The organism is Candidatus Nitrosopelagicus brevis (genome assembly GCF_000812185.1).
Taxonomy (GTDB): domain Archaea; phylum Thermoproteota; class Nitrososphaeria; order Nitrososphaerales; family Nitrosopumilaceae; genus Nitrosopelagicus; species Nitrosopelagicus brevis.
Genome location: NZ_CP007026.1, coordinates 270,977 through 289,706 on the forward strand (window position 1 = coordinate 270,977; position 18,730 = coordinate 289,706).

The window sequence follows — 18,730 nt, forward strand, 5'->3', positions numbered from 1 at the left end:
TCACATCTCCTAGTTATTTTGTATCTTAATGCTAAAAACACAAAGCAAATAATCCATTTTCTCTTATAACTGTATGTTAAAATTCCAAAATTTTTATCACTGACCGTTTATAAACCAAAAATTCTATTGTTAAATATTGTCCAAAATATCAATAGAAACTACACCAGAATTTGTAAAAAAAGTATATGAAAAATCTGAAAAAAACATTTCAAAATTCCGTAACACACTAAAAAGACCTCTTACCCTTACTGAAAAAATTCTTGCAGGACATCTTGAAGATGAATTTTTAGATAAACTATTAGATGAAAAAAAGAATTATGTATTTCTTAGACCTGACCGTGTTGCTCTACAAGATGTCACTGGTCAAATGGTTATGTTACAGTTTATGCAAGCAGGCTTGAAATCTGTCACCTTACCTACAACTGTTCACTGTGATCATCTAATACAAGCAAGAACTGAAGGAAAATCTGATACTAAATTAGCAATGTATGAAAATAATGAAGTTTACAAATTTCTTGAAACTGCATCTAGCAAGTACGGTGCTGGATTCTGGAATCCAGGTGCAGGAATTATTCATCAAGTAGTTTTAGAAAATTATGCATTTCCTGGTGGTCTGATGATTGGAACTGATTCTCATACTCCAAATGCAGGTGGATTAGGAATGATAGCTGTAGGTGTTGGTGGTCTTGATGCAGCTGAAACAATGGCTGGTATGCCATGGGAATTACTTTACCCAAAAAGAATTGGTGTTCATCTTAAAGGAAAAATGAGCGGATGGACTGCACCTAAAGATGTTATACTATACGTTGCAGGAAAACTTTCAGTATCTGGAGGAACAAACTCTATTATCGAATATTTTGGTCCTGGTGTAGAATCAATTAGTTGTACTGGTAAAGCAACAATTACCAATATGGGCGCTGAAATTGGTGCAACATGTTCAATATTTCCTTATGACAAAAGAATGGAAACATATCTGAATTCAACAGATAGAAAAGAAATTGCATCTCTTGCAAATGATCACACAAGTTTACTTCAAGCTGATCCAGAAGTAGAACAAAATCCTGAAAAATTCTTTGATAAGATTATCGAAATTGATCTTTCAACTCTTGAACCTCATGTAGTTGGACCTCATACGCCTGATCTTGCAAGACCAATTTCGGAATTATCTAATGAAATAGACTCAAATGATTATATCGATAAAATTTCTGTTGCACTAATTGGAAGTTGTACAAACTCATCTTATGAGGACATGTCTAGATCATCTAGTGTTGCAAAACAGGCTGAAACACATGGAATTAAGGCAAAAATCCCATTATTAGTCACTCCTGGTTCTGAACAAATTCGATCTACCATTGAAAGAGATGGACAAATTGATACTTTGAGATCAATTGGCGCAACTGTTCTTGCTAATGCATGTGGTCCTTGTATTGGTCAATGGCAAAGACCAGAATTAAAAGATGGAGAAAAAAATTCCATTGTTACATCGTTTAATCGAAATTTCCCTGGACGTAATGATGGAAAACGTGATACTATGAACTTTATAGCAAGTCCTGAAATTGTAACTGCACTTGCACTAGGAGGAAGTTTATCATTCAATCCTCTTGAAGATTCACTTGAGGGAAAAGATGGTAAAAAAATTAAACTATCTCCTCCTGAAATTGCTCCTGAAGTTCCTGCAAACGGATTTGTAAATACCGAAGGAATCTATCTTTCTCCGTCTGAAAATCCTGAAAATGTTGAAGTTTTGATAGATCCTAATAGTGAGAGATTACAAAAACTTGAACCATTTTCCTCTTGGGATGGGAATGATTTTGTTGGATTAAATTTAATTCTTAAAGCAAAGGGAAAATGTACTACTGATCATATTTCTCCAGCAGGTCCTTGGCTTAGACTTCGTGGTCATCTGGATAATCTTAGTGACAATTTACTCTTGGGCGCTGTAAATGCATTTAACGATGAAGTGGGTAAGGCAAAAAATATTCTTACAAATAGTATTGAAAATTGTTCGCAGATTGCAAGAAACTACAAAGAAAAAAATATGCATTGGATAATAGTTGGAGATAATAATTATGGTGAAGGCAGTAGTCGTGAACATGCTGCAATGACTCCTAGATTTTTGGGTTGTGCTGTTGTTATTGCAAAATCTTTTGCAAGAATACATGAAACAAATCTCAAAAAACAAGGTATACTTGCATTAACCTTTGAAAACTCTGATGATTATGAAAAGATCAAAGAAGATGATAAAATTAGTATTTCAGGGTTAAGTGATTTTGCTCCTGACAAATCTTTTGAATGTAAATTAGAACACTCTGATGGTAGTACTGAAAAAATTATGTTAAATCACTCTTACAATTTATCACAAATTGAGTGGTTCAAAGCTGGTTCTGCTTTGAATGTTTTAAAAAATAAAACATCGTAAGTGGGCCCGATCGGATTTGAACCGACGATCGACGGTTTTGGAGACCGTCGCCCTACCAGGCTAGGCTACGAACCCACAAGAATTAAAATATTGAGCGGGAATTTTAACCATTACCAAGGTTTATTTGCAAATTATCATTATTTGCAGTAAAATGGTTAAACCTGTTCTTCTTGTTGCTGGTGCAATTCCTGTAATCTTTGCAATAATAATTGTTATTCCTCTAGTAACTACCCCCGAAATACCAAGCACTGCAATAGATCCTTCTGATAAATCTGAAATAGAATTTACAACACATCATCTTAGAAATGTTTCACCAGGTATAACAGATAGAATTACTGCTGATCAAACAGAAATTATTGTTATAAAAAATGATGGTACAGTAACTTACTCGATCACTAAAGATGGAGAAGTTAGTCTTCCAAAAACTGTCAAAATTGAAAATGCTCAAAGAATTAAACTTGTTGCTATGATTAAAGAAACTGGTTTTCTAGCATTACCATTTGAATCATTTTCAATAAAAGAAGGAACTGAAACTTATCAGAAATATGGTCTTAAGATAACTCTTAATGATGATACTAATCAGCTATACTGGCCTGAAGCAGACGCAACCGAAAAAATGATTCCTCCTATAATTACAATGGTTCAAGAGGAGCTTGAATCTATAATGGAGATTATAAGGGAATAAATATCGATGAGGCAAAGATAGTATATGATTCCACTTTCTGGCGATATCCCAAGTGCAAAAGGTTCAGTATGTGAAAAAATTGATTCCAATTCAATTGTTCGTGGAACATCAACTTTGAAACGAGGTTTTGCACACATGCTAAAAAATGGTGTAGTGATGGATGTAACAACTGTTGAACAAGCCCAAATTGCTGAAGAAGCCGGAGCAGTATCTGTTATGGTTTTAGATAAACTACCTTCTGATGTAAGAAAAGCTGGTGGTGTAGCACGAACTGCAAGTATTAGAATTATAGAAGAAATTATGGATCATGTAACAATTCCTGTTATGGCAAAATGTAGAATTGGTCATATGTATGAAGCAAAAGTTCTTGATGAAACTAATGTTGACATGATAGATGAATCTGAAGTTTTAACGCCTGCTGATGAATATCATCACATCTGGAAATGGGATTACACTACTCCATTTGTAAACGGTGCACGCTCTTTAGCCGAAGCATTAAGAAGAGTTGAAGAAGGCGCTGCTATGATACGTACTAAAGGAGAACCTGGAACTGGCAATGTTGCCGAGGCAATCTATCACATTAAAAAAGTGAATGAAGAATTACGTGCAATCAAGAGTATCTATGATTCCGATGATAAACAAGATCTTGTAAAAATGGCTAGAGACTTCAAAGTATCTTATGATTTAGTTGAAGAAACTGCTAAGATAGGAAGACTCCCTGTTGTAAATTTTGCAGCCGGTGGAATTGCTACTCCTGCAGATGCTGCATATCTTATGTCTCTTGGTTGTGATGGAATCTTTGTTGGTTCTGGAATATTCAAAGCTGAAGATGCACAAGAACGTGCTCGTGCAGTTGTTCTTGCAACAACATTTTGGGAAGAACCAGACAAAGTGAAAGATGCTCAAAAAATGATTGATGAAAGACAATCTCTTCTTGGATTAGATGTAAAGAACTTAGAATTAAAAATGCAGGATAGAGGTAGTACAGTTTGAGTAAAATCAAGATAGGTATACTTGCAGTACAAGGAGATGTCACTGAAAATTTTCTAGCGACCATGGCTTCTATGAGTGAATTAGGTATTGATGGTTCGGTAATTCAGGTAAAAACTGTAGAACAAATTTCCACACTTGATGGATTAATAATTCCTGGAGGAGAAAGTACTGTAATTGGCCAAATGTCTCTTGTTAATGGTGCAATAAAAAAAATTAAAGAAAAAATCGAATCTGGAATGCCTGTATTTGGAATATGTGCAGGAATGGTATTTTTATCAAAAAACTCTCAGGACCGAATTGTAGGAAATGTTGATCAACCTCTTTTAGATATTTTAGATGTAAAAATTGAAAGAAATTCGTTTGGAAGACAAAAAGATTCTTTTGAAGCAAAAATTTCGATGGAACCAATTGGAATTTCCTCTTTTCATGGTGTTTTTATTCGAGCACCATCTGTTTCTGAAACTGGTTCTGGTGTGGAAGTATTGGCAAAATTCAATGAAAAAATTGTTGCAGTAAAACAAGGAAATGTAATTGCAACTGCATTTCACCCTGAACTTACAAAAGATACGTCTCTGCACAAATCATTTGTAAAATTAGTTGATAATCAGTCTTAACTAATTTCTAAATTATGCATTGCGATTAAATCTTTCTTGAATTGATTTAGGTTTTCTGGAATATCTATTTTGATAGAATCTTTTAGGGATAAATTATTCTGTTTTTTCTCATTCCAAACCTTAGAGTTAAACTCCACAATTACTTGAGTCATATTTGTCATATCTTCTATGTTCTCTATTTTTGGTAACTGTTCTTTATGTATGCTATTTTTTGAGTAAAGTGTTTGCCATAGATGTTCTGTAATGAATGGTGTAATTGGAGCTAATAGTTTCAATATTGTTGAAAGTACTTTGTGTAATGTAAAAATGGCACCATCTCTTTCATCATCATCAAATCCAATTCCGTATGCTCTAGCTTTTGCCATTTCAATGTATTGTGCTGCAAAAATATTCCATGTAAATTCTCTTAATGCTGTTGCTGGTATGAAGAAATTATATTTTGAATACCCTTCATTACATACTGAAATTAATTTATCAAGTTCAGATAATATCCATTTATCTGAATCTGTTAATTTTCCTGATTCAATTATAGGAAAACTTGAAAGGAATCTTGAAACATTCCATAATTTACTCAAGAATTTCTTTGTTGATTCTATCTTTTGTTCTGAACATCTAAAATCGTATCCTTGATTAATTTCACTTGCACTCCAAAATCTAAAAGTATCAGCGCCTGATTTTTGAATTACCGGTAATGGATCAATTGCATTGCCCTTACTTTTACTCATCTTCATTCCTTTTTCATCTAACCCATAACCCATAACCCATGCTTCAGACCATGGTTTTTGTCCAGTTAGTTTCTCACATCTAAGTAATGTATAGTACAACCATGTTCGAACAATATCTTTTGCTTGAGGTCTTATTCCAGTAGGATACGTTTTTTTGAAAAATTCATCATCTCTGTTAAATTTTGTAACAAACAAAGGTGAAACACTAGAATCCATCCATGTGTCAAATGTTCTATCTTCTCCAGTAAATTCTGTATTACCACATTTTTCACATTTTTGTGCAGGACAGGAATCTTTCCAAGGTCTATAATATTTTCCAGGTTCTGGAACAAATGGTTCTGAACATTCGTTACAATACCATATTGGTATCTCTGTTCCATAGAATCTTCTTCTAGAAATTGGCCAATCAATAGATATTGATTCTAACCAATTCATCAAAATTTGCTTATGCATATTTGGATAAAACTCAATTTCTGAGCCTAACTTTTTCATTTTTTCAATTGAATCCTTCTGTTTCAGATAGTATTCTTCCATCGGTACAATTTCAATTGGAATTTTACTTCGCTCTGACAAAGGTGTTCTATGGGAAATTTCTTCAATTTTCTCTACTAGATTTGCATTTTCTAAATCCTCGATAATTTTTGTTCTTGCCTGCTTTGGTTTTAGTCCTTGATAGTTTCCTGCAGCTTCTGTCATTCGTCCGTCCAAACCTATTGCAATCACTTCCTCTAATTGTAATTCTCTAAATAATGCAACATCATTTTGATCACCATAACTACAAACCATTACTGCACCTGAACCAAACTCAATTTTTGCAGAATGATGTGGTGTAATCTCAACTTCTTTGTTTGTTAATGGAACTACCAAGTTCTTCCCAATTAAATTTGAATATCTCTCATCATCAGGATTTACAATGACAGTCTTACATGCACATAATAATTCTGGCCTTGTACTTGCAATGATTATTTCTTTTTCTTCATCTTTTACTATGAATTTCATGTAGACGAGTTTTGTTGGAAGATCATCGTATACTATTTCTGCATCTGCAATTGTTGTACCTGAAACCCAATCGTAGTTATTTGGTCTTGTTGCAAGATAAATGACACCTTTTTTCCAAAGATCAATAAATGTTTCTTGAGTAAATTTTCTATATTCTTCTGAATCTGTTCTATAATAATTCTTAAAATCCCCACTCAATCCAAGACTTTTCATTATCTGTATCATCTCGGCTTCTAAATCATCTAGTGCATTTTTACATAAATTCAAAAACTCTCCTCTCTCTGTTTCTCGCATTCTAATACCGTGTTTTTTTTCTGTGTAGAGTTCTACCGGTAATCCGTTTCTATCAATGCCTATTGGAAAGTAAACATTTTTTCCATTCATTCTTGCTGTTCTTGCAATCATATCGATTTGTGCATAATGTGATGCTGCACCAATATGCCATGGTCTTCCTGATGGATATGGTGGTGGTGTGTCTATTGTATAATTTTCATCTTGTAATTTAAAATCATGAAGCTTCTCATCATCCCATTTTTTTAAAATCGCATCCTCTAGTTTTGGCTCCCATGCTTTTTCTGTAATCTTTGGATCCATATCTAAAACATTGATCTTTGTCTATAAATCTCTAGAGTGATGGAATCACTGGTATCTTATCTAGATATTTTGCAAGATTGATGTCATTTTGAGAAATTCCTCCTACATCATGTGTCATAAGATCAATCACAAGTTTATTGTAAACATTAAACCACTCTGGATGATGATTCATTTTTTGAATTTCAACAACTGCTATAGTCATAAAATTCCATGCTACATCAAAGTCAGAAAATTCGATTTCTTTGTGTAATTTACCATTTTGAACACTCCATCCATTCAACTCTCTTAGACCCTCTTGAATCTCATTATCTGAAAGTTTTGACAATCCCATGTTATGATAGAAAATATGAACAATAATAAATTATACAATTTAATTCACAAAATCATGAATCAACTATTAGACGAAATTCTTAATTCCATCAAAACTACTGTATTAGATAATTCTGTTGGTGTTGCTTTTTCAGGCGGTGTGGATAGTACATTAATTGCAAAACTGTTGGATGACAATGGTTATGATATACATCTTCTAACTATTGGTTTTCCTGATTCACATGACATTAATTTTGCAAAAGAGGTAAATGAAATTCTAAAATTTAAACATAATATTTTAGAAATTGAACTAGAATCTTTTCAAGAAACTAGCGAAAAGGTAAATGATATTATAAAAACTGATAATCTTTCCTGGAATGAAAATTCAATTGCGTTTTATTATGTTTCAAAATTAGCTAAAAAATTGGGAATTTCCACAGTTGTCACTGCAAATGGAATTGATGAATTATTTTGTGGTTATAATGCATATCGTGAGGCTATCGGAATTGGAGTTGATGAAGTAATGAATGTCATGAATCAAAAGTTGGATAATGAGAAAAAAATGATGATTGCTGTTAACAATGTTACATCATTATTTGATGTAAGAATATTACAACCTTTACTGGATGAAAATTTTATTTCATATGCAAAAACTATCCCAATCTCTGAAAAGATAATTGATGAAAATGATTTACAACGTAAGCATGCTATAAGAAAACTTGCAGCATCTTGTGGTGTACCTGAAATATCTGCTTACAAACAAAAAAAAGCATTACAATATGGGTCTAAAATACACAAACAGCTCTTAAAATTACGATAATTTTTTTGCATTAACTTTAACGTGTTTATCTACATTGTTTATGATAATTTGTGATGCTCCAAGATGTTTTTCAGGTACAAAAATATCTTTAATTTCTTTTTCTGTTAATGATTTTAAGATATTTTTATCTCCAATTAACGCATCCATGTAATTCATTTTCTTTTCATGAGCCTCAAATGCAACTCTTTGTACATCTCTATATGCTACAAATCTTGGAATTCCTTTTTTGATTAATGCTTCTAATACAAATTCTGCAAAAATTTGACCTTTAGTTATGTAAAGATTTTCTCTAACTCGTTTGTCATTAATTTGCAAATTACTAATTATTCTAATCATTGTTTCAATCATTTCATCAAGTAGAATTGATGCCATTGGTATTGTGAATCTTTCATTGGCTGAATTTGATAAATCTCTTTCATGCCATAATGGAATATTTTCAAATGACGTATTGATCTGACTACGTAATAATTTAGACAATGAAGAAATTCTTTCACTCTTGATTGGATTTCTTTTTACAGGAACTGCACTACTTCCCATCTGACCTTTTTTGAAGTGTTCGGCAACTTCCCCAATTTCTGTTCTTTGTAGATTTCTTATTTCAATTGAAATTTTTTCTAATGTTGCACCAAGAAGTGATAACTGAAAAATATATTCTGCATATCTTTCACGTGGAATAATTTGTGTTGTCACTTTTGCAGGGAATAATGATAATTTTTTTGCTACTCTATCTTGAACTTTAACTGCATTTTTACCCATCAAAGAACCTGTACCTACAACTCCTAGTGTTTTACAGATAAGAATTCGTTTTTTTATTTCATCAAGACGTTCAAGATGTGTTGACATTTCAGCTGCCCAATTTGCAAATTTTAGACCAAATGAAATGATGCTTGCATGTTGACCGTGTGTTCTACCTACTGCTGGAAGTGTTTTGTATTTCATTGCATTTTTTGTTAATACCAATGCAAGTTTCCCAACCTTTGGTTGAATAATACGAATTGCATCTCTCATTTGCATTGAATTACTTGTATCTACAAGATCATTACTTGTTAATCCGTAATGTATCCAGGGTCTTGATTCTTTTTTACATCTTTCAGCTAATGATTCAACTAATGCAGCAGTGTCATGATCACTTTTTGCCTCTAACTGTTTAATTCGTTTAGCTGTAATCTTTCCTGAACGTGCGGCCCTTGCAATATCTTTTGCAATTGATTTCGGAATTAGATTAATTTCGCCTTGGGATAATGCCGCAGCAGCTTCAATTTCTAATTGATAATCAACCTTTTTCTGCTCGCCAAAAATTTCAAGCATCTCTTTTGTGCCATAACGTCCACTGTCTATAGGTAAAATTGCCACTAATTAGTATGGATTTTTTACAAAAATAAACTTATGTCTATTAAAAAATATAATTTGAATTTGAACCGTCAAAATTGATTACCACTCCTGAAAGATATTTTATCTCTTTTTCCACTATGGAACTTACAAAATCGCCTATCTCTTCTGGTTTTCCTAATCTTTTCATAGGTAAACTATCTGCATATTCTTCCACATTATCTACTAATTCTTTTGTTCGATCTGTATTGATTGGTCCTGGTGCAATGTTGATTAGACTAACATCTCTTTCAGCAAATTCTTTACTTAGAATTTTAAAAACACTTGAAAATGCTGCTCTATAAGCACTGGAAATAATTAATTTTGAATTTGGTTCTTTGATAACATTAGATGTTATTGCAAAAACATACCCACCATCATTAATTTTGATTTTTTGTAGTAATGTACAAAATCCAACAAATAACTGATTATGATATTTTTCCCAGTCTTCTTTACTTATTTTTTCAAATTCAATAATTGGTGGACCACCTGTGTTTAGCACCAATATGTCAGTTGAATTATTTTCATTAGCAAATTTGTTTACACTATCCAAATTTGATGTATCTATGTCATTACTTGATAATGAAAATACATCCAAATCCAGTTTTTTCAATGAATCTGAAATTGATTTACCAATACCTCTGCTGGCACCTAAAACAATTGCTTTTTTCATTATGTATTGGAAATTGTTATTTCATTTTAATTTATTCAAATAATTGAATTTCATTTAAATTGCCATATGCAGTTTTTACTATAGATAATGACTGATTTGAAACCAAAAAAAATAGGTGAAAATCAGTATCAGATTGATGCTGATTCATCACTAGGAATGAAAGTACCTGTAACAATTTATGCTAATGATGTATTATTAGAAAAAATGATGACTGATAGAACAATCAAACAAGCAGTAAATGTATCAACACTGCCTGGAATTCAAGAACATTCGATAGTTTTACCCGATGGTCATGAAGGATATGGATTTCCTGTAGGTGGAGTTGCTGCAATGGATGCTGAAGAAGGAATGATTAGTCCTGGTGGTGTTGGTTATGACATTAATTGTGGTGTAAGACTGTTAAGAACAAATCTTACTGAAGAACAAGTTAGACCAAAACTTAACGACCTTGTTAATGATCTTTTCAAATCTATTCCGTCTGGAGTTGGTTCAAAAGGAGCTGTTCGTTTGACACAATCTGAATTGGATGAAGTATTGGTGAAAGGTGTATCATGGGCAATTGACAATGGATATGGCACAAATGATGATGCAAATGTATGTGAGGAAAATGGACAAATGGCGAATGCAGATCCAAACAAAGTATCTGATAAAGCACGAAAGCGCGGATTACCACAACTAGGAAGTTTAGGTTCTGGAAATCATTTTCTTGAAGTCCAACGTGTACAAGAAATTCATGACGAAGAAGCTGCAAAAAGAATGGGAATAGAAGAAGGAACAATCACCGTATTGATTCATTGTGGTTCTCGAGGTTTTGGTCATCAGGTTTGTAGTGATTATTTACGAATCTCTGAACAAGTTCAAGAAAAATATGATATCAATTTAGCAGATAGAGAACTTGCATGTGTTCCAAATACTTCTGAAGAGGGAGAATCTTACAGAAAAGCAATGTTTGCAGCATTAAATTTTGCATGGAGTAATAGACAAATGATTACTCATTGGACACGAAAATCTTTTGAAAGAGTATTTTCTCAGTCTGAATCCGATTTAGATATGAAATTAGTTTATGATGTGGCACATAATATTGCCAAAGTTGAAAAACACAGGATTGATGGAAAACAAAAGAAGGTTGTTGTACATAGAAAGGGTGCTACTCGTGCTTTTCCTGCTAACATGGATGAAGTTCCTAGTAAATATAGAGATCTTGGTCAACCTGTTTTAGTTCCTGGTTCTATGGGTACTGGAAGTTGGATTCTTTTGGGAAATGAAAATTCAATGTCTGCAAGTTTTGGTTCAACAGCTCATGGAGCTGGAAGAATGATGTCTCGTTCTAAAGCAAGACGAAATTTTACAGAATCCGAAGTAAAAAAATCCCTTAATGATAAAGGCATTTTTATAAAATCTCTGACAAGGGATGGTGTGGTTGAAGAAACACCTCAAGCCTACAAAGATGTTGATTCTGTAGTTAATGTATCTCATAATCTTGGCATAGCAACAAAGGTAGCTAAATTAGTTCCAATTGGAGTGATCAAGGGATGAGTGAAGAAGATAAAGAATTAGAAATGCTAAAGGCTAAAAGATTAGCTGAAATGCAGAAAAATTTTTCTGAACAGGATCAATTAAATGATAATACAAATAATGAACCTGAAAAACCAAAACCAACACTACGTGATTATGTAGTGAATAGTTTAGGTCATAGAGGAATGGAAGTATTACAAAATGCAGAATATCAATTTCCAAACGAATCAAAAATTATTATAGAAAAATTAGGAGAATTGATTTCCACAGGTGATATTAATGAAACATTAGATGGAGGAAAACTATTGGTTTTATTCAGATCTGTTGGAATTAGTATCAGAATGGAAAATAAAATCAATGTTGAGAAAGATGGAAAATTCATTTCAATTACAGATAAATTTAAAAAAACAACAAATGACGATGAATTATGACATATTATATTCAAATTAGTACAACTGACTGGCCTAAAGATAGAGTTCTTTTCGAAGATACTTTAAACACGTTAGAAAAATTATGTGATGTTCAAAGTGGCTATATCCTTAATGAGCCTGTATCAAAATTTGGTTGGACATTTATTGATATGATTTTAAAAGGTGATTTTCATATGTCACTAGAGCAAGAATTTATTGATCAAATTAAGAAATCTAAAGGATCAAAACCTGAAGAAAAATTTGTAACCTTTTTTTCAAACTATTTGGAAAATAATGGTTGTAAAATTAAATTAAAATTAATGCAATCTAACTAGACTCTTCTTCCACGTTTTCCACCTTTCTTTCTTGTAGTATCATGTGGAATTGGTGTAACATCGTCGATTTTACCAATCTTAAATCCGCCTCTTGCAAGGGCGCGAATTGCAGCTTGTGCTCCTGGTCCTGGAACTCTAGAACCAACTCCTCCTACAGCACGAACTCTAATGTGTAATCCTGTGAATCCTTTTGTTTTTGCAGATTCTGTTACCACGTTTGCAGCTTTCATTGCTGCAAATGGTGATGACTCATATCTATCTGCATTAACATGGTGACCTCCAGAACTAATTGAAACTGTCTCTGCACCTGTCAAGTCAGTAATGTGGATGATAGTATTGTTGTAACTACTAAAGATATGTGCAATACCCCATTTGTCTACTACTTTTGCTTTTGTAGGCTGTTGCGGTTTTGCTTCTACAACCTCTTCAGTTGCTTCTACAACCTCTTCAGTTGCTTCTACAACTGTTTCTGGTTTTTCTTCAACAGTTTCTGACATAGATTTTGCAGATTTTTTTGGCTTTATAAAAGAATGCCCTAGAATTATCTAAAATGCTGCCATCCATTATCTTCAATCTTAAATGAACTATTTCCATCATCAAAAAACACACCTTTTCCTTTATACACATAACCAATCTCAAAAATACTAATTTTGTTCTTTTTTGCTAGTGCATGAATTTTTTTTAAATTTTCAGGCATGACTGTAAACACTAACTCAAATTCTTCACCACCGTCAAAAACTAATCTGTTTAGACTAGTGTTATTTTTGTTTGAAAATTCTATGACATCCTTATTTGTGGGTATTTTTGTAATTAGAAATTTTTTCTTATTTTGGTTAGACAATTCATTCAAACATGATGATAGTCCGTCACTTGAATCAATGGATGAAGATGTATAATTAGTTAATTTATGACCAAATTCTAATCGTGCTTTTGGTCTAAAAAAAAGATTTTTTGATTTTGCTGAAAATGCTTTACTAGATTTTTTCTTTTTCAATATTATATCCAATGCCGCAGCAGTGTATCCAAATGCACCTGTTGTGCATATTACATCTCCTATTTTTGCACCTTTCCTTTTTGTATATTTTTTTACATTTCCAAATAATACTACATGTATTGAAATTTCAGTACCTTGATTTGTATCTCCCCCTAATAATTGAATTTTGAATTCTTTACATGCTTTTGAAAAACCTTTTGATAATTCTTGTACCTGTTTTTTTGATATTGTTTTTGGTAATGTTACAGATATAATACAAAATTTTGGTATTATTCCTTTTGCAGCAAAGTCACTTACACTAGAAACTATGCTTTTCCTTGAAATATCTGATAATTTTGAGCCTTTTGGAATATCGGTACTCTCTACTAATGTGTCAACACACACTGCGCATTGTTTATTTGCTAGATTAAAAATTTCAACATCTTCTGAACTAACATGTTTACTATTGATTATTTTAATAATTTCTTTTTCATTTAATTTCTTCATAACAATTCTCTACCATCTTTATCATCTCTTTTTGTATCTTTACTAACAATTCTCTATCATTTGATTCAGTTGAAATTCTAATAATATCTTCTGTATTTGATTTCCTAATTAATGACCATGTATTATCATCTATACTAATTTTTATTCCATCCAATTGACTAATTTTGTATTTTCCTTCTATTTTTTTTACTATTTCTGTTATTATTTTATCATGCAAACTAGACTCAATTGACACTTTATCTCTTATCTGTGAAAAACTTTCAAAAAATTCTATATCTTTTTGAATAGATTCATCATCAATCATAGATGCTATTAGTCCACTTGTCAATAATCCATCTCTACACATGTTGAAATCTTTTAAAATAAATCCCCCACTACTTCCTTCACCTCCTGCTTCTGCATCATTTTCAATCATCATTTGAATTACATTTGCTTCTCCCACTTTGGATCTCGAAACTTTCCCTCCATGTTGTATGATATATTTCTCAACAGCTAAACTGCTGTCTATACTTAGAACAAATTTTTTTATTCCTAACTTTATTGCTTTTACAACTCCTAACCCTAGTGTAATATCTGAAGATTTTTTTTCACCATTCATCACTAAAATTACTCTATCAGAGTCTAAGTCAAAAGCAAAACCAAGATCTTTTGTTTTACTGACCAGCTCAGTTAATTCATTTGAGGTTGGATCTGGACCTCTTGAACATCCATCTAACTCATCATTTATTGTCTCAACTTGACATCCAATTTCTTGTAATAGTTTTGGAGCGATAGTTTTTGCAGCTCCTCCGCCAATATCGACCGTAACTTGCTGTGTCTTGTTTAGTTTTCCAATGATTTTTACTGCATCCGAAATATAATTTGATTCTGAAATAATTTCTTTACCTATCTCATTTTTATCTAAATTCTTTTCATTTTTGACAATTTCTAATTCGTTTAAGGTGATTCCTCTTCCGTCAATAATGAATTTTAATCCATTCCATTCTAGCGGATTATGTGATGATGTTATGACTATTCCTGCACCAATCTCTTTCGCTTTTCTGAATACAACTGGCGTTGGAATAATTCCTAGATTATAGACATCAATTCCTCTTTCTAACATGGTTGCAGAAACTAATTTTTGTATCATCTCTCCTGTTTCTCGTGTATCCATACCTATTGCACATTTCCCAGTTTTAATTAATTTAGAAAAACCATTGCAGAATTTTATCACATCTTCTGGAAAGAAATCTTTTCCATACACTCCTCTTATTCCTGATATTGAAATTTTCACTTCTTTAAACCAGAAACGCTTTTTATAAACTCTGAGAAGAAATCGTTCGTGCCTCGATAGCTCAGCCTGGTAGAGCATTTCACTCGTAATGAAAAGGTCGTGGGTTCGGATCCCACTCGAGGCTTTAATTTCTTAATGAGTAATTGTCCCTAAACTCATAATTTGTTTCATAGGGTGGACTGTCTGGATTTAATTCTAATTTTATTTTACAAATTATTCTATTAATCAAATCTTGTTCAAAGCAACTGTCTGTTGTTGCTTCATCAATAGTCACATTTTCAATCTTTGCATTTTTAAAAAAAGAATTTTGTATCTTTGCGCTGTTTAAATTAGCATTTGTTAAATCTGCTCCGCCCAAATCTGTATTACTCAAACTTACATTAGTCATATCTACATTTTTAAAATTTGCAGAATTTAGGTATGCTGAATCTAAATTAGCATCTGTTAAATTCGAATTCTCAAAATTAGAATCTTTTAAAACTGCATTCTGAAAATTAACTCCTGTTAAATCTAATCCTTTGAAATTTTGTCCTGGCATGTGAATTCCTTGCAAATTAGCATTTCGTAAATCCGTATTTTCAAAACTAACTCCCATCATGTATGCCCCATTAAATTTTGCACCGTTGATATCTACCTTTTTGAAACTAGTATTTTCTAAATAAGCTCCTGTCAAGTCCACTCCATACAATTTAGAATTATCTAAAATTGCATCTTTGAGATTTGCACCAGATAAATTTGAATTAGATAGATTTGCACCGGATAAATCTGCACCTACTAAATTAATGCCAGATAAATTTGCACCTATTAATTCTGCATTTACCAAATTTGTATATGATAAATCTGATCCTTCAAAGTCAACATGTGCCATTTTGTTATTAGACATATCTGATTTTGAAAAATCTATTTTATGGAATTTTGACTCTGAAATGTCCATATTATTGATCTTAGAATTTGAAAAATCTTTTTCTGATAAATTCGAATATTTTTGTAACATTTCTGTATCTGATTTTTCATAAAAACTATCCGTCTTTGTTTTATCTACGTTATTCATGTTTGCACCATTAATTTTTGCCGAAGTAAAATCTACTCCAAAAATTTTAGCATCTGTCAAATTTGCATTCTCCAAATCAGCATTTGTAAAATCAGCATTTTGTAAATCAGCTTCAGTTAAGTCAGAATTTTTTAAATTAACTGAATATAGGTTGCTTCCCTTAAAATTTACTTTTTTTAGTGAATTTCCTGAAAAATCTGACCCAACTAAATATGATTCTTCAAAATTAGTTTCATACAAGATTGCATTTCCTAAGTATGTATATTGCATTTTTGTATGTGCTAAATTTGCACCACTTAGATTTGTATTATGAAAAATTTTTTTAGTTAAATCTTGACCACAAAAATTTGAATAAGATGCATCCACATTTGTAAATTCTGTATCTGCAAGAATTGTTTTGTAGATGTATGCGTGTTTTAATGATGCATTATTTAGATTAACATCTTCCATTATAGTATCTCTTAAATCCACTCCATCCAAAACTGCATCTTCCAAATTAGCTTGATACAAATCTGCTTGTCTTAAATCAACACCAAATAATTTTGCATTACTTAAATCCGCACCCACTAAATTAACTCCTGTTAAATCCGCACCACTCAAATCCGCACCACTCAAATCCGCACCTGCTAACGAAACATGTCTTAGTACTACTCCTGTTAGATCACAATCAGACCAGTCTATATCAAATTGTGATGAAATTGTCATATACGTTTCAAATGATTTGTCTGTTTTGGAGTTTTCACATTGATTAATTTTTTTCAATGTTTCTTGATGTTCTATTCCTTTCAAACTTGAAAATGAGGTATCAGATGCACTCCAAAATGCAAACACTACTAGAATAATTCCAAGAATTACAAAAGATAGATTGTTAATCTTCATCAATTATTGATAGTTGAAATTTATTATAAAACTTAAGATCTAATTGTCATCAATTGTGGTTTCAATGTCTACTTGAAGCTCTTCTCCAAGTCCTTTCCACCATTCGATCTTATCTGCCATGCTCCCCAGAAATTTGTCTCTCTGGTCCTTTATAGATCTGCCGGTATAGTTTTGATTGAGCTATTGATCTATTTCGATAAATTTTGATCTTGTTTCTTTCTTTGTTTCTTTCGATAAATGATTATTGCAAGTGCACCTAACGCGCATCCCCAAAAAACTGGATTGAGTCCTCCTTCAAGATTTGGTATTAATCCTGGAATGAAAGAAACAATTGTTCCTCCAATCAATCCCAATCCTACTAAATCTAATATCTTAGACATCTAATATGATAAAACAGATAAATGATTTAATGATTTGGTATTTCTATGAACAAATATCTAATGGTAATTTTTTGTTGTATGTTGATAGGAATTCCTATTGCATTTGTTAATCCAACTGAAGGTGGTCTGCGTGAAGAACCTATCATTGGTCTATTCTATGTATCAATTGCTGGTCTCATAATCATTGTACTCTACAGTTCTATGCAGACACGTAAAGAACAACAAAGACTTAGACGTGAAAGAAGAAAGAAATTCAGAAAATAAAATTATAAATCTAAACCAAAAGTACCTGCAAGATCTGAGAACTTTTGATAAGATTCTAGATACTGTCTACCTTTTTCAGTAATGACAAATGTGTGTCTTCCATCGAACTCGATCTTGTTTATCAATCCTGCACCAGTCAAATTTTTAACAAATTTCTCTAATCTTGAATGTGAAAGATTAGCCTTTGTAAGAAGTGATGTAGTTTTGATGCCTTCTTGACCAGTTTGTTCTGTAACTGTTAGTACATCTGCTACAATTTGCATACTGGTTCTATAGGTCATTATACATCAAATCCCTTAATGAGATATAAGAGTATTACTCAATCTCTGATGAGATAAATAGGCAAAAATTGTTTGTTAATCGTGTCTGAAAACCCCTCGATCTCTTGGTATGATGATTTTCTAGGTGTTGCATATCGCTATTTTGACATTAGAATGAATGTAGTTTTAATGTTTAATGAAAGCAAACCCACTCGTGATCTGTGGTATGAAACTATGCATTGGTGGAACGATCATACAATAAAGATAAGATTTATTGAAACAGGAGATGATTACTGGTTTGTAATGGGTGCTGATTCTAGACGTCCAGATACTAACAAGTACTTTTACAAAATTCTAGAAAAATCTGCAAATTATGAACGCTTCAAGAAAGGTCACCAAGGAAGCGCATACATGAGATTTGGTATCTATTCCAGAAAAACAGTTGATGAGGTAAAAAATGATGCATTATGTGATTGTGGTCATCGAAAAGACGATCATGATGTAGATTCACATTCTTGTCTCTACGAGGTCTGTGATTGTACAAACTTTGACACTTTTCAATTGAACATACTAAAAAAGAAAAAGGTTGTAACCAATATCAAATTCTTATCTGAAGATGATGTAAAAGACGATGCATTAGCATGGAATTGTCTTAACAGAAATAAGTATTCTAAAAATGATTAA

The 18,730-nt window shown here is 32.2% G+C and carries 20 protein-coding genes and 2 tRNA genes; 11 read left to right on the plus strand and 11 right to left on the minus strand.

Annotation, left to right across the window (positions count from 1 at the left end; genetic code table 11):
- Positions 1-145: 145 nt before the first annotated feature.
- Positions 146-2,419 (plus strand): aconitate hydratase, encoded by a 2,274-nt coding sequence (locus T478_RS01565; protein WP_048106717.1) that lies wholly within the window; start codon positions 146-148, stop codon positions 2,417-2,419.
- Position 2,420: 1 nt separating this feature from the next.
- On the opposite strand, the gene T478_RS01570 is transcribed toward T478_RS01565, so the two are convergent.
- A tRNA-Trp gene (locus tag T478_RS01570) sits at positions 2,421-2,494 on the minus strand.
- A gap of 76 nt (positions 2,495-2,570) precedes the next feature.
- Between T478_RS01570 and T478_RS01575 the strand changes: the two genes are divergently transcribed.
- From T478_RS01575 to pdxT, 3 genes are read left to right on the plus strand one after another with little or no spacing between them, the layout of a single operon-like run.
- A complete protein-coding gene (locus T478_RS01575) occupies positions 2,571-3,104 on the plus strand; it encodes a hypothetical protein (RefSeq protein ID WP_048104655.1) in 534 nt (177 codons plus the stop codon).
- Between the two features lie 24 nt (positions 3,105-3,128).
- Positions 3,129-4,097 carry a pyridoxal 5'-phosphate synthase lyase subunit PdxS gene (gene pdxS / locus T478_RS01580; protein ID WP_048104657.1) on the plus strand — a complete coding sequence of 323 codons (969 nt, stop codon included), beginning with the start codon at positions 3,129-3,131 and terminating at the stop codon, positions 4,095-4,097.
- A complete protein-coding gene (pdxT, locus tag T478_RS01585) occupies positions 4,094-4,711 on the plus strand; it encodes a pyridoxal 5'-phosphate synthase glutaminase subunit PdxT (protein ID WP_082008715.1) in 618 nt (205 codons plus the stop codon). The genes pdxS and pdxT overlap by 4 nt, the downstream gene beginning before the upstream one ends.
- On the opposite strand, the gene T478_RS01590 is transcribed toward pdxT, so the two are convergent.
- Entirely contained in the window at positions 4,708-7,029 is a 2,322-nt protein-coding gene (locus T478_RS01590) for a valine--tRNA ligase (RefSeq protein WP_048104659.1), read from the minus strand. The two genes, pdxT and T478_RS01590, sit on opposite strands and share 4 nt — an antisense overlap.
- 31 nt (positions 7,030-7,060) lie before the next feature.
- The gene (locus T478_RS01595; RefSeq protein ID WP_177313227.1) at positions 7,061-7,360 is read right to left on the minus strand and encodes a 4a-hydroxytetrahydrobiopterin dehydratase; all 300 of its coding nucleotides are present in this window, start codon (positions 7,358-7,360) and stop codon (positions 7,061-7,063) included.
- Between the two features lie 54 nt (positions 7,361-7,414).
- Here T478_RS01595 and T478_RS01600 point away from each other — a divergent pair, with 54 nt between their 5' ends.
- A complete protein-coding gene (locus T478_RS01600; RefSeq protein WP_238573620.1) occupies positions 7,415-8,158 on the plus strand; it encodes an asparagine synthase C-terminal domain-containing protein in 744 nt (247 codons plus the stop codon).
- Here the strand turns inward: T478_RS01600 and purB are convergent.
- A complete protein-coding gene (purB, locus tag T478_RS01605; protein WP_048104664.1) occupies positions 8,150-9,511 on the minus strand; it encodes an adenylosuccinate lyase in 1,362 nt (453 codons plus the stop codon). The two genes, T478_RS01600 and purB, sit on opposite strands and share 9 nt — an antisense overlap.
- A 40-nt stretch (positions 9,512-9,551) precedes the next feature.
- Entirely contained in the window at positions 9,552-10,199 is a 648-nt protein-coding gene (locus T478_RS01610; RefSeq protein ID WP_048104666.1) for an SDR family oxidoreductase, read from the minus strand.
- 87 nt (positions 10,200-10,286) lie between these two features.
- Here T478_RS01610 and T478_RS01615 point away from each other — a divergent pair, with 87 nt between their 5' ends.
- Genes T478_RS01615 through T478_RS01625 form a run of 3 tightly spaced genes read left to right on the plus strand, consistent with a single transcriptional unit; the run spans position 10,287 to position 12,459 of the window.
- Positions 10,287-11,735 (plus strand): RtcB family protein, encoded by a 1,449-nt coding sequence (locus T478_RS01615; RefSeq protein ID WP_048104668.1) that lies wholly within the window; start codon positions 10,287-10,289, stop codon positions 11,733-11,735.
- Entirely contained in the window at positions 11,732-12,145 is a 414-nt protein-coding gene (locus T478_RS01620; RefSeq protein WP_048104670.1) for a DNA-binding protein, read from the plus strand. Before T478_RS01615 ends, T478_RS01620 begins: the two co-directional genes overlap by 4 nt.
- Positions 12,142-12,459 (plus strand): hypothetical protein, encoded by a 318-nt coding sequence (locus T478_RS01625; RefSeq protein ID WP_048104674.1) that lies wholly within the window; start codon positions 12,142-12,144, stop codon positions 12,457-12,459. Before T478_RS01620 ends, T478_RS01625 begins: the two co-directional genes overlap by 4 nt.
- Here the strand turns inward: T478_RS01625 and T478_RS01630 are convergent.
- Genes T478_RS01630 through T478_RS01640 form a run of 3 tightly spaced genes read right to left on the minus strand, consistent with a single transcriptional unit; the run spans position 12,456 to position 15,212 of the window.
- The gene (locus tag T478_RS01630; protein WP_082008716.1) at positions 12,456-12,956 is read right to left on the minus strand and encodes a 30S ribosomal protein S11; all 501 of its coding nucleotides are present in this window, start codon (positions 12,954-12,956) and stop codon (positions 12,456-12,458) included. The genes T478_RS01625 and T478_RS01630 overlap by 4 nt on opposite strands.
- A gap of 44 nt (positions 12,957-13,000) precedes the next feature.
- Positions 13,001-13,939, minus strand: a complete 939-nt coding sequence (thiL, locus tag T478_RS01635) for a thiamine-phosphate kinase (RefSeq protein ID WP_048104675.1) — start codon at positions 13,937-13,939, stop codon at positions 13,001-13,003.
- Positions 13,923-15,212 carry a phosphomannomutase gene (locus tag T478_RS01640; RefSeq protein ID WP_048104677.1) on the minus strand — a complete coding sequence of 430 codons (1,290 nt, stop codon included), beginning with the start codon at positions 15,210-15,212 and terminating at the stop codon, positions 13,923-13,925. The genes thiL and T478_RS01640 overlap by 17 nt, the downstream gene beginning before the upstream one ends.
- 50 nt (positions 15,213-15,262) lie before the next feature.
- On the opposite strand from T478_RS01640, the gene T478_RS01645 reads away from it, so the two are divergent.
- Positions 15,263-15,336, plus strand: a tRNA-Thr gene (locus T478_RS01645).
- On the opposite strand, the gene T478_RS01650 is transcribed toward T478_RS01645, so the two are convergent.
- Both T478_RS01650 and T478_RS01655 read right to left on the minus strand, forming a co-directional pair.
- Positions 15,337-17,142: a pentapeptide repeat-containing protein gene (locus tag T478_RS01650; RefSeq protein ID WP_048104678.1), complete on the minus strand. Its 1,806-nt coding sequence runs from the start codon at positions 17,140-17,142 to the stop codon at positions 15,337-15,339.
- A gap of 188 nt (positions 17,143-17,330) precedes the next feature.
- Complete coding sequence (locus T478_RS01655; RefSeq protein WP_048104679.1) at positions 17,331-17,522, minus strand: hypothetical protein; 192 nt, start codon at positions 17,520-17,522, stop codon at positions 17,331-17,333.
- Positions 17,523-17,567: 45 nt separating this feature from the next.
- Between T478_RS01655 and T478_RS01660 the strand changes: the two genes are divergently transcribed.
- A complete protein-coding gene (locus tag T478_RS01660) occupies positions 17,568-17,786 on the plus strand; it encodes a hypothetical protein (RefSeq protein WP_048104680.1) in 219 nt (72 codons plus the stop codon).
- Between the two features lie 2 nt (positions 17,787-17,788).
- On the opposite strand, the gene T478_RS01665 is transcribed toward T478_RS01660, so the two are convergent.
- On the minus strand, positions 17,789-18,049 hold the full coding sequence (locus T478_RS01665) for a winged helix-turn-helix domain-containing protein (RefSeq protein WP_048104681.1): 261 nt from the start codon (positions 18,047-18,049) through the stop codon (positions 17,789-17,791).
- Positions 18,050-18,148: 99 nt separating this feature from the next.
- Between T478_RS01665 and T478_RS01670 the strand changes: the two genes are divergently transcribed.
- Positions 18,149-18,730 carry a hypothetical protein gene (locus T478_RS01670; protein WP_048104684.1) on the plus strand — a complete coding sequence of 194 codons (582 nt, stop codon included), beginning with the start codon at positions 18,149-18,151 and terminating at the stop codon, positions 18,728-18,730.

What these genes read in the sequence shown, in the direction of transcription:
- T478_RS01610 (WP_048104666.1), bottom strand. Translation starts at nt 10,199, where the DNA reads ATGAAAAAAGCAATTGTTTTAGGTGCCAGCAGAGGTATTGGTAAATCA.
- T478_RS01595 (WP_177313227.1), bottom strand. Translation starts at nt 7,360, where the DNA reads ATGGGATTGTCAAAACTTTCAGATAATGAGATTCAAGAGGGTCTAAGA.
- T478_RS01665 (WP_048104681.1), bottom strand. Translation starts at nt 18,049, where the DNA reads ATGCAAATTGTAGCAGATGTACTAACAGTTACAGAACAAACTGGTCAA.
- T478_RS01620 (WP_048104670.1), top strand. Translation starts at nt 11,732, where the DNA reads ATGAGTGAAGAAGATAAAGAATTAGAAATGCTAAAGGCTAAAAGATTA.
- pdxS (WP_048104657.1), top strand. Translation starts at nt 3,129, where the DNA reads ATGATTCCACTTTCTGGCGATATCCCAAGTGCAAAAGGTTCAGTATGT.
- T478_RS01600 (WP_238573620.1), top strand. Translation starts at nt 7,415, where the DNA reads ATGAATCAACTATTAGACGAAATTCTTAATTCCATCAAAACTACTGTA.
- T478_RS01655 (WP_048104679.1), bottom strand. Translation starts at nt 17,522, where the DNA reads ATGTCTAAGATATTAGATTTAGTAGGATTGGGATTGATTGGAGGAACA.
- T478_RS01660 (WP_048104680.1), top strand. Translation starts at nt 17,568, where the DNA reads ATGAACAAATATCTAATGGTAATTTTTTGTTGTATGTTGATAGGAATT.
- thiL (WP_048104675.1), bottom strand. Translation starts at nt 13,939, where the DNA reads ATGAAGAAATTAAATGAAAAAGAAATTATTAAAATAATCAATAGTAAA.
- T478_RS01630 (WP_082008716.1), bottom strand. Translation starts at nt 12,956, where the DNA reads ATGTCAGAAACTGTTGAAGAAAAACCAGAAACAGTTGTAGAAGCAACT.
- T478_RS01575 (WP_048104655.1), top strand. Translation starts at nt 2,571, where the DNA reads ATGGTTAAACCTGTTCTTCTTGTTGCTGGTGCAATTCCTGTAATCTTT.
- T478_RS01615 (WP_048104668.1), top strand. Translation starts at nt 10,287, where the DNA reads ATGACTGATTTGAAACCAAAAAAAATAGGTGAAAATCAGTATCAGATT.
- T478_RS01650 (WP_048104678.1), bottom strand. Translation starts at nt 17,142, where the DNA reads ATGAAGATTAACAATCTATCTTTTGTAATTCTTGGAATTATTCTAGTA.
- T478_RS01625 (WP_048104674.1), top strand. Translation starts at nt 12,142, where the DNA reads ATGACATATTATATTCAAATTAGTACAACTGACTGGCCTAAAGATAGA.
- T478_RS01590 (WP_048104659.1), bottom strand. Translation starts at nt 7,029, where the DNA reads ATGGATCCAAAGATTACAGAAAAAGCATGGGAGCCAAAACTAGAGGAT.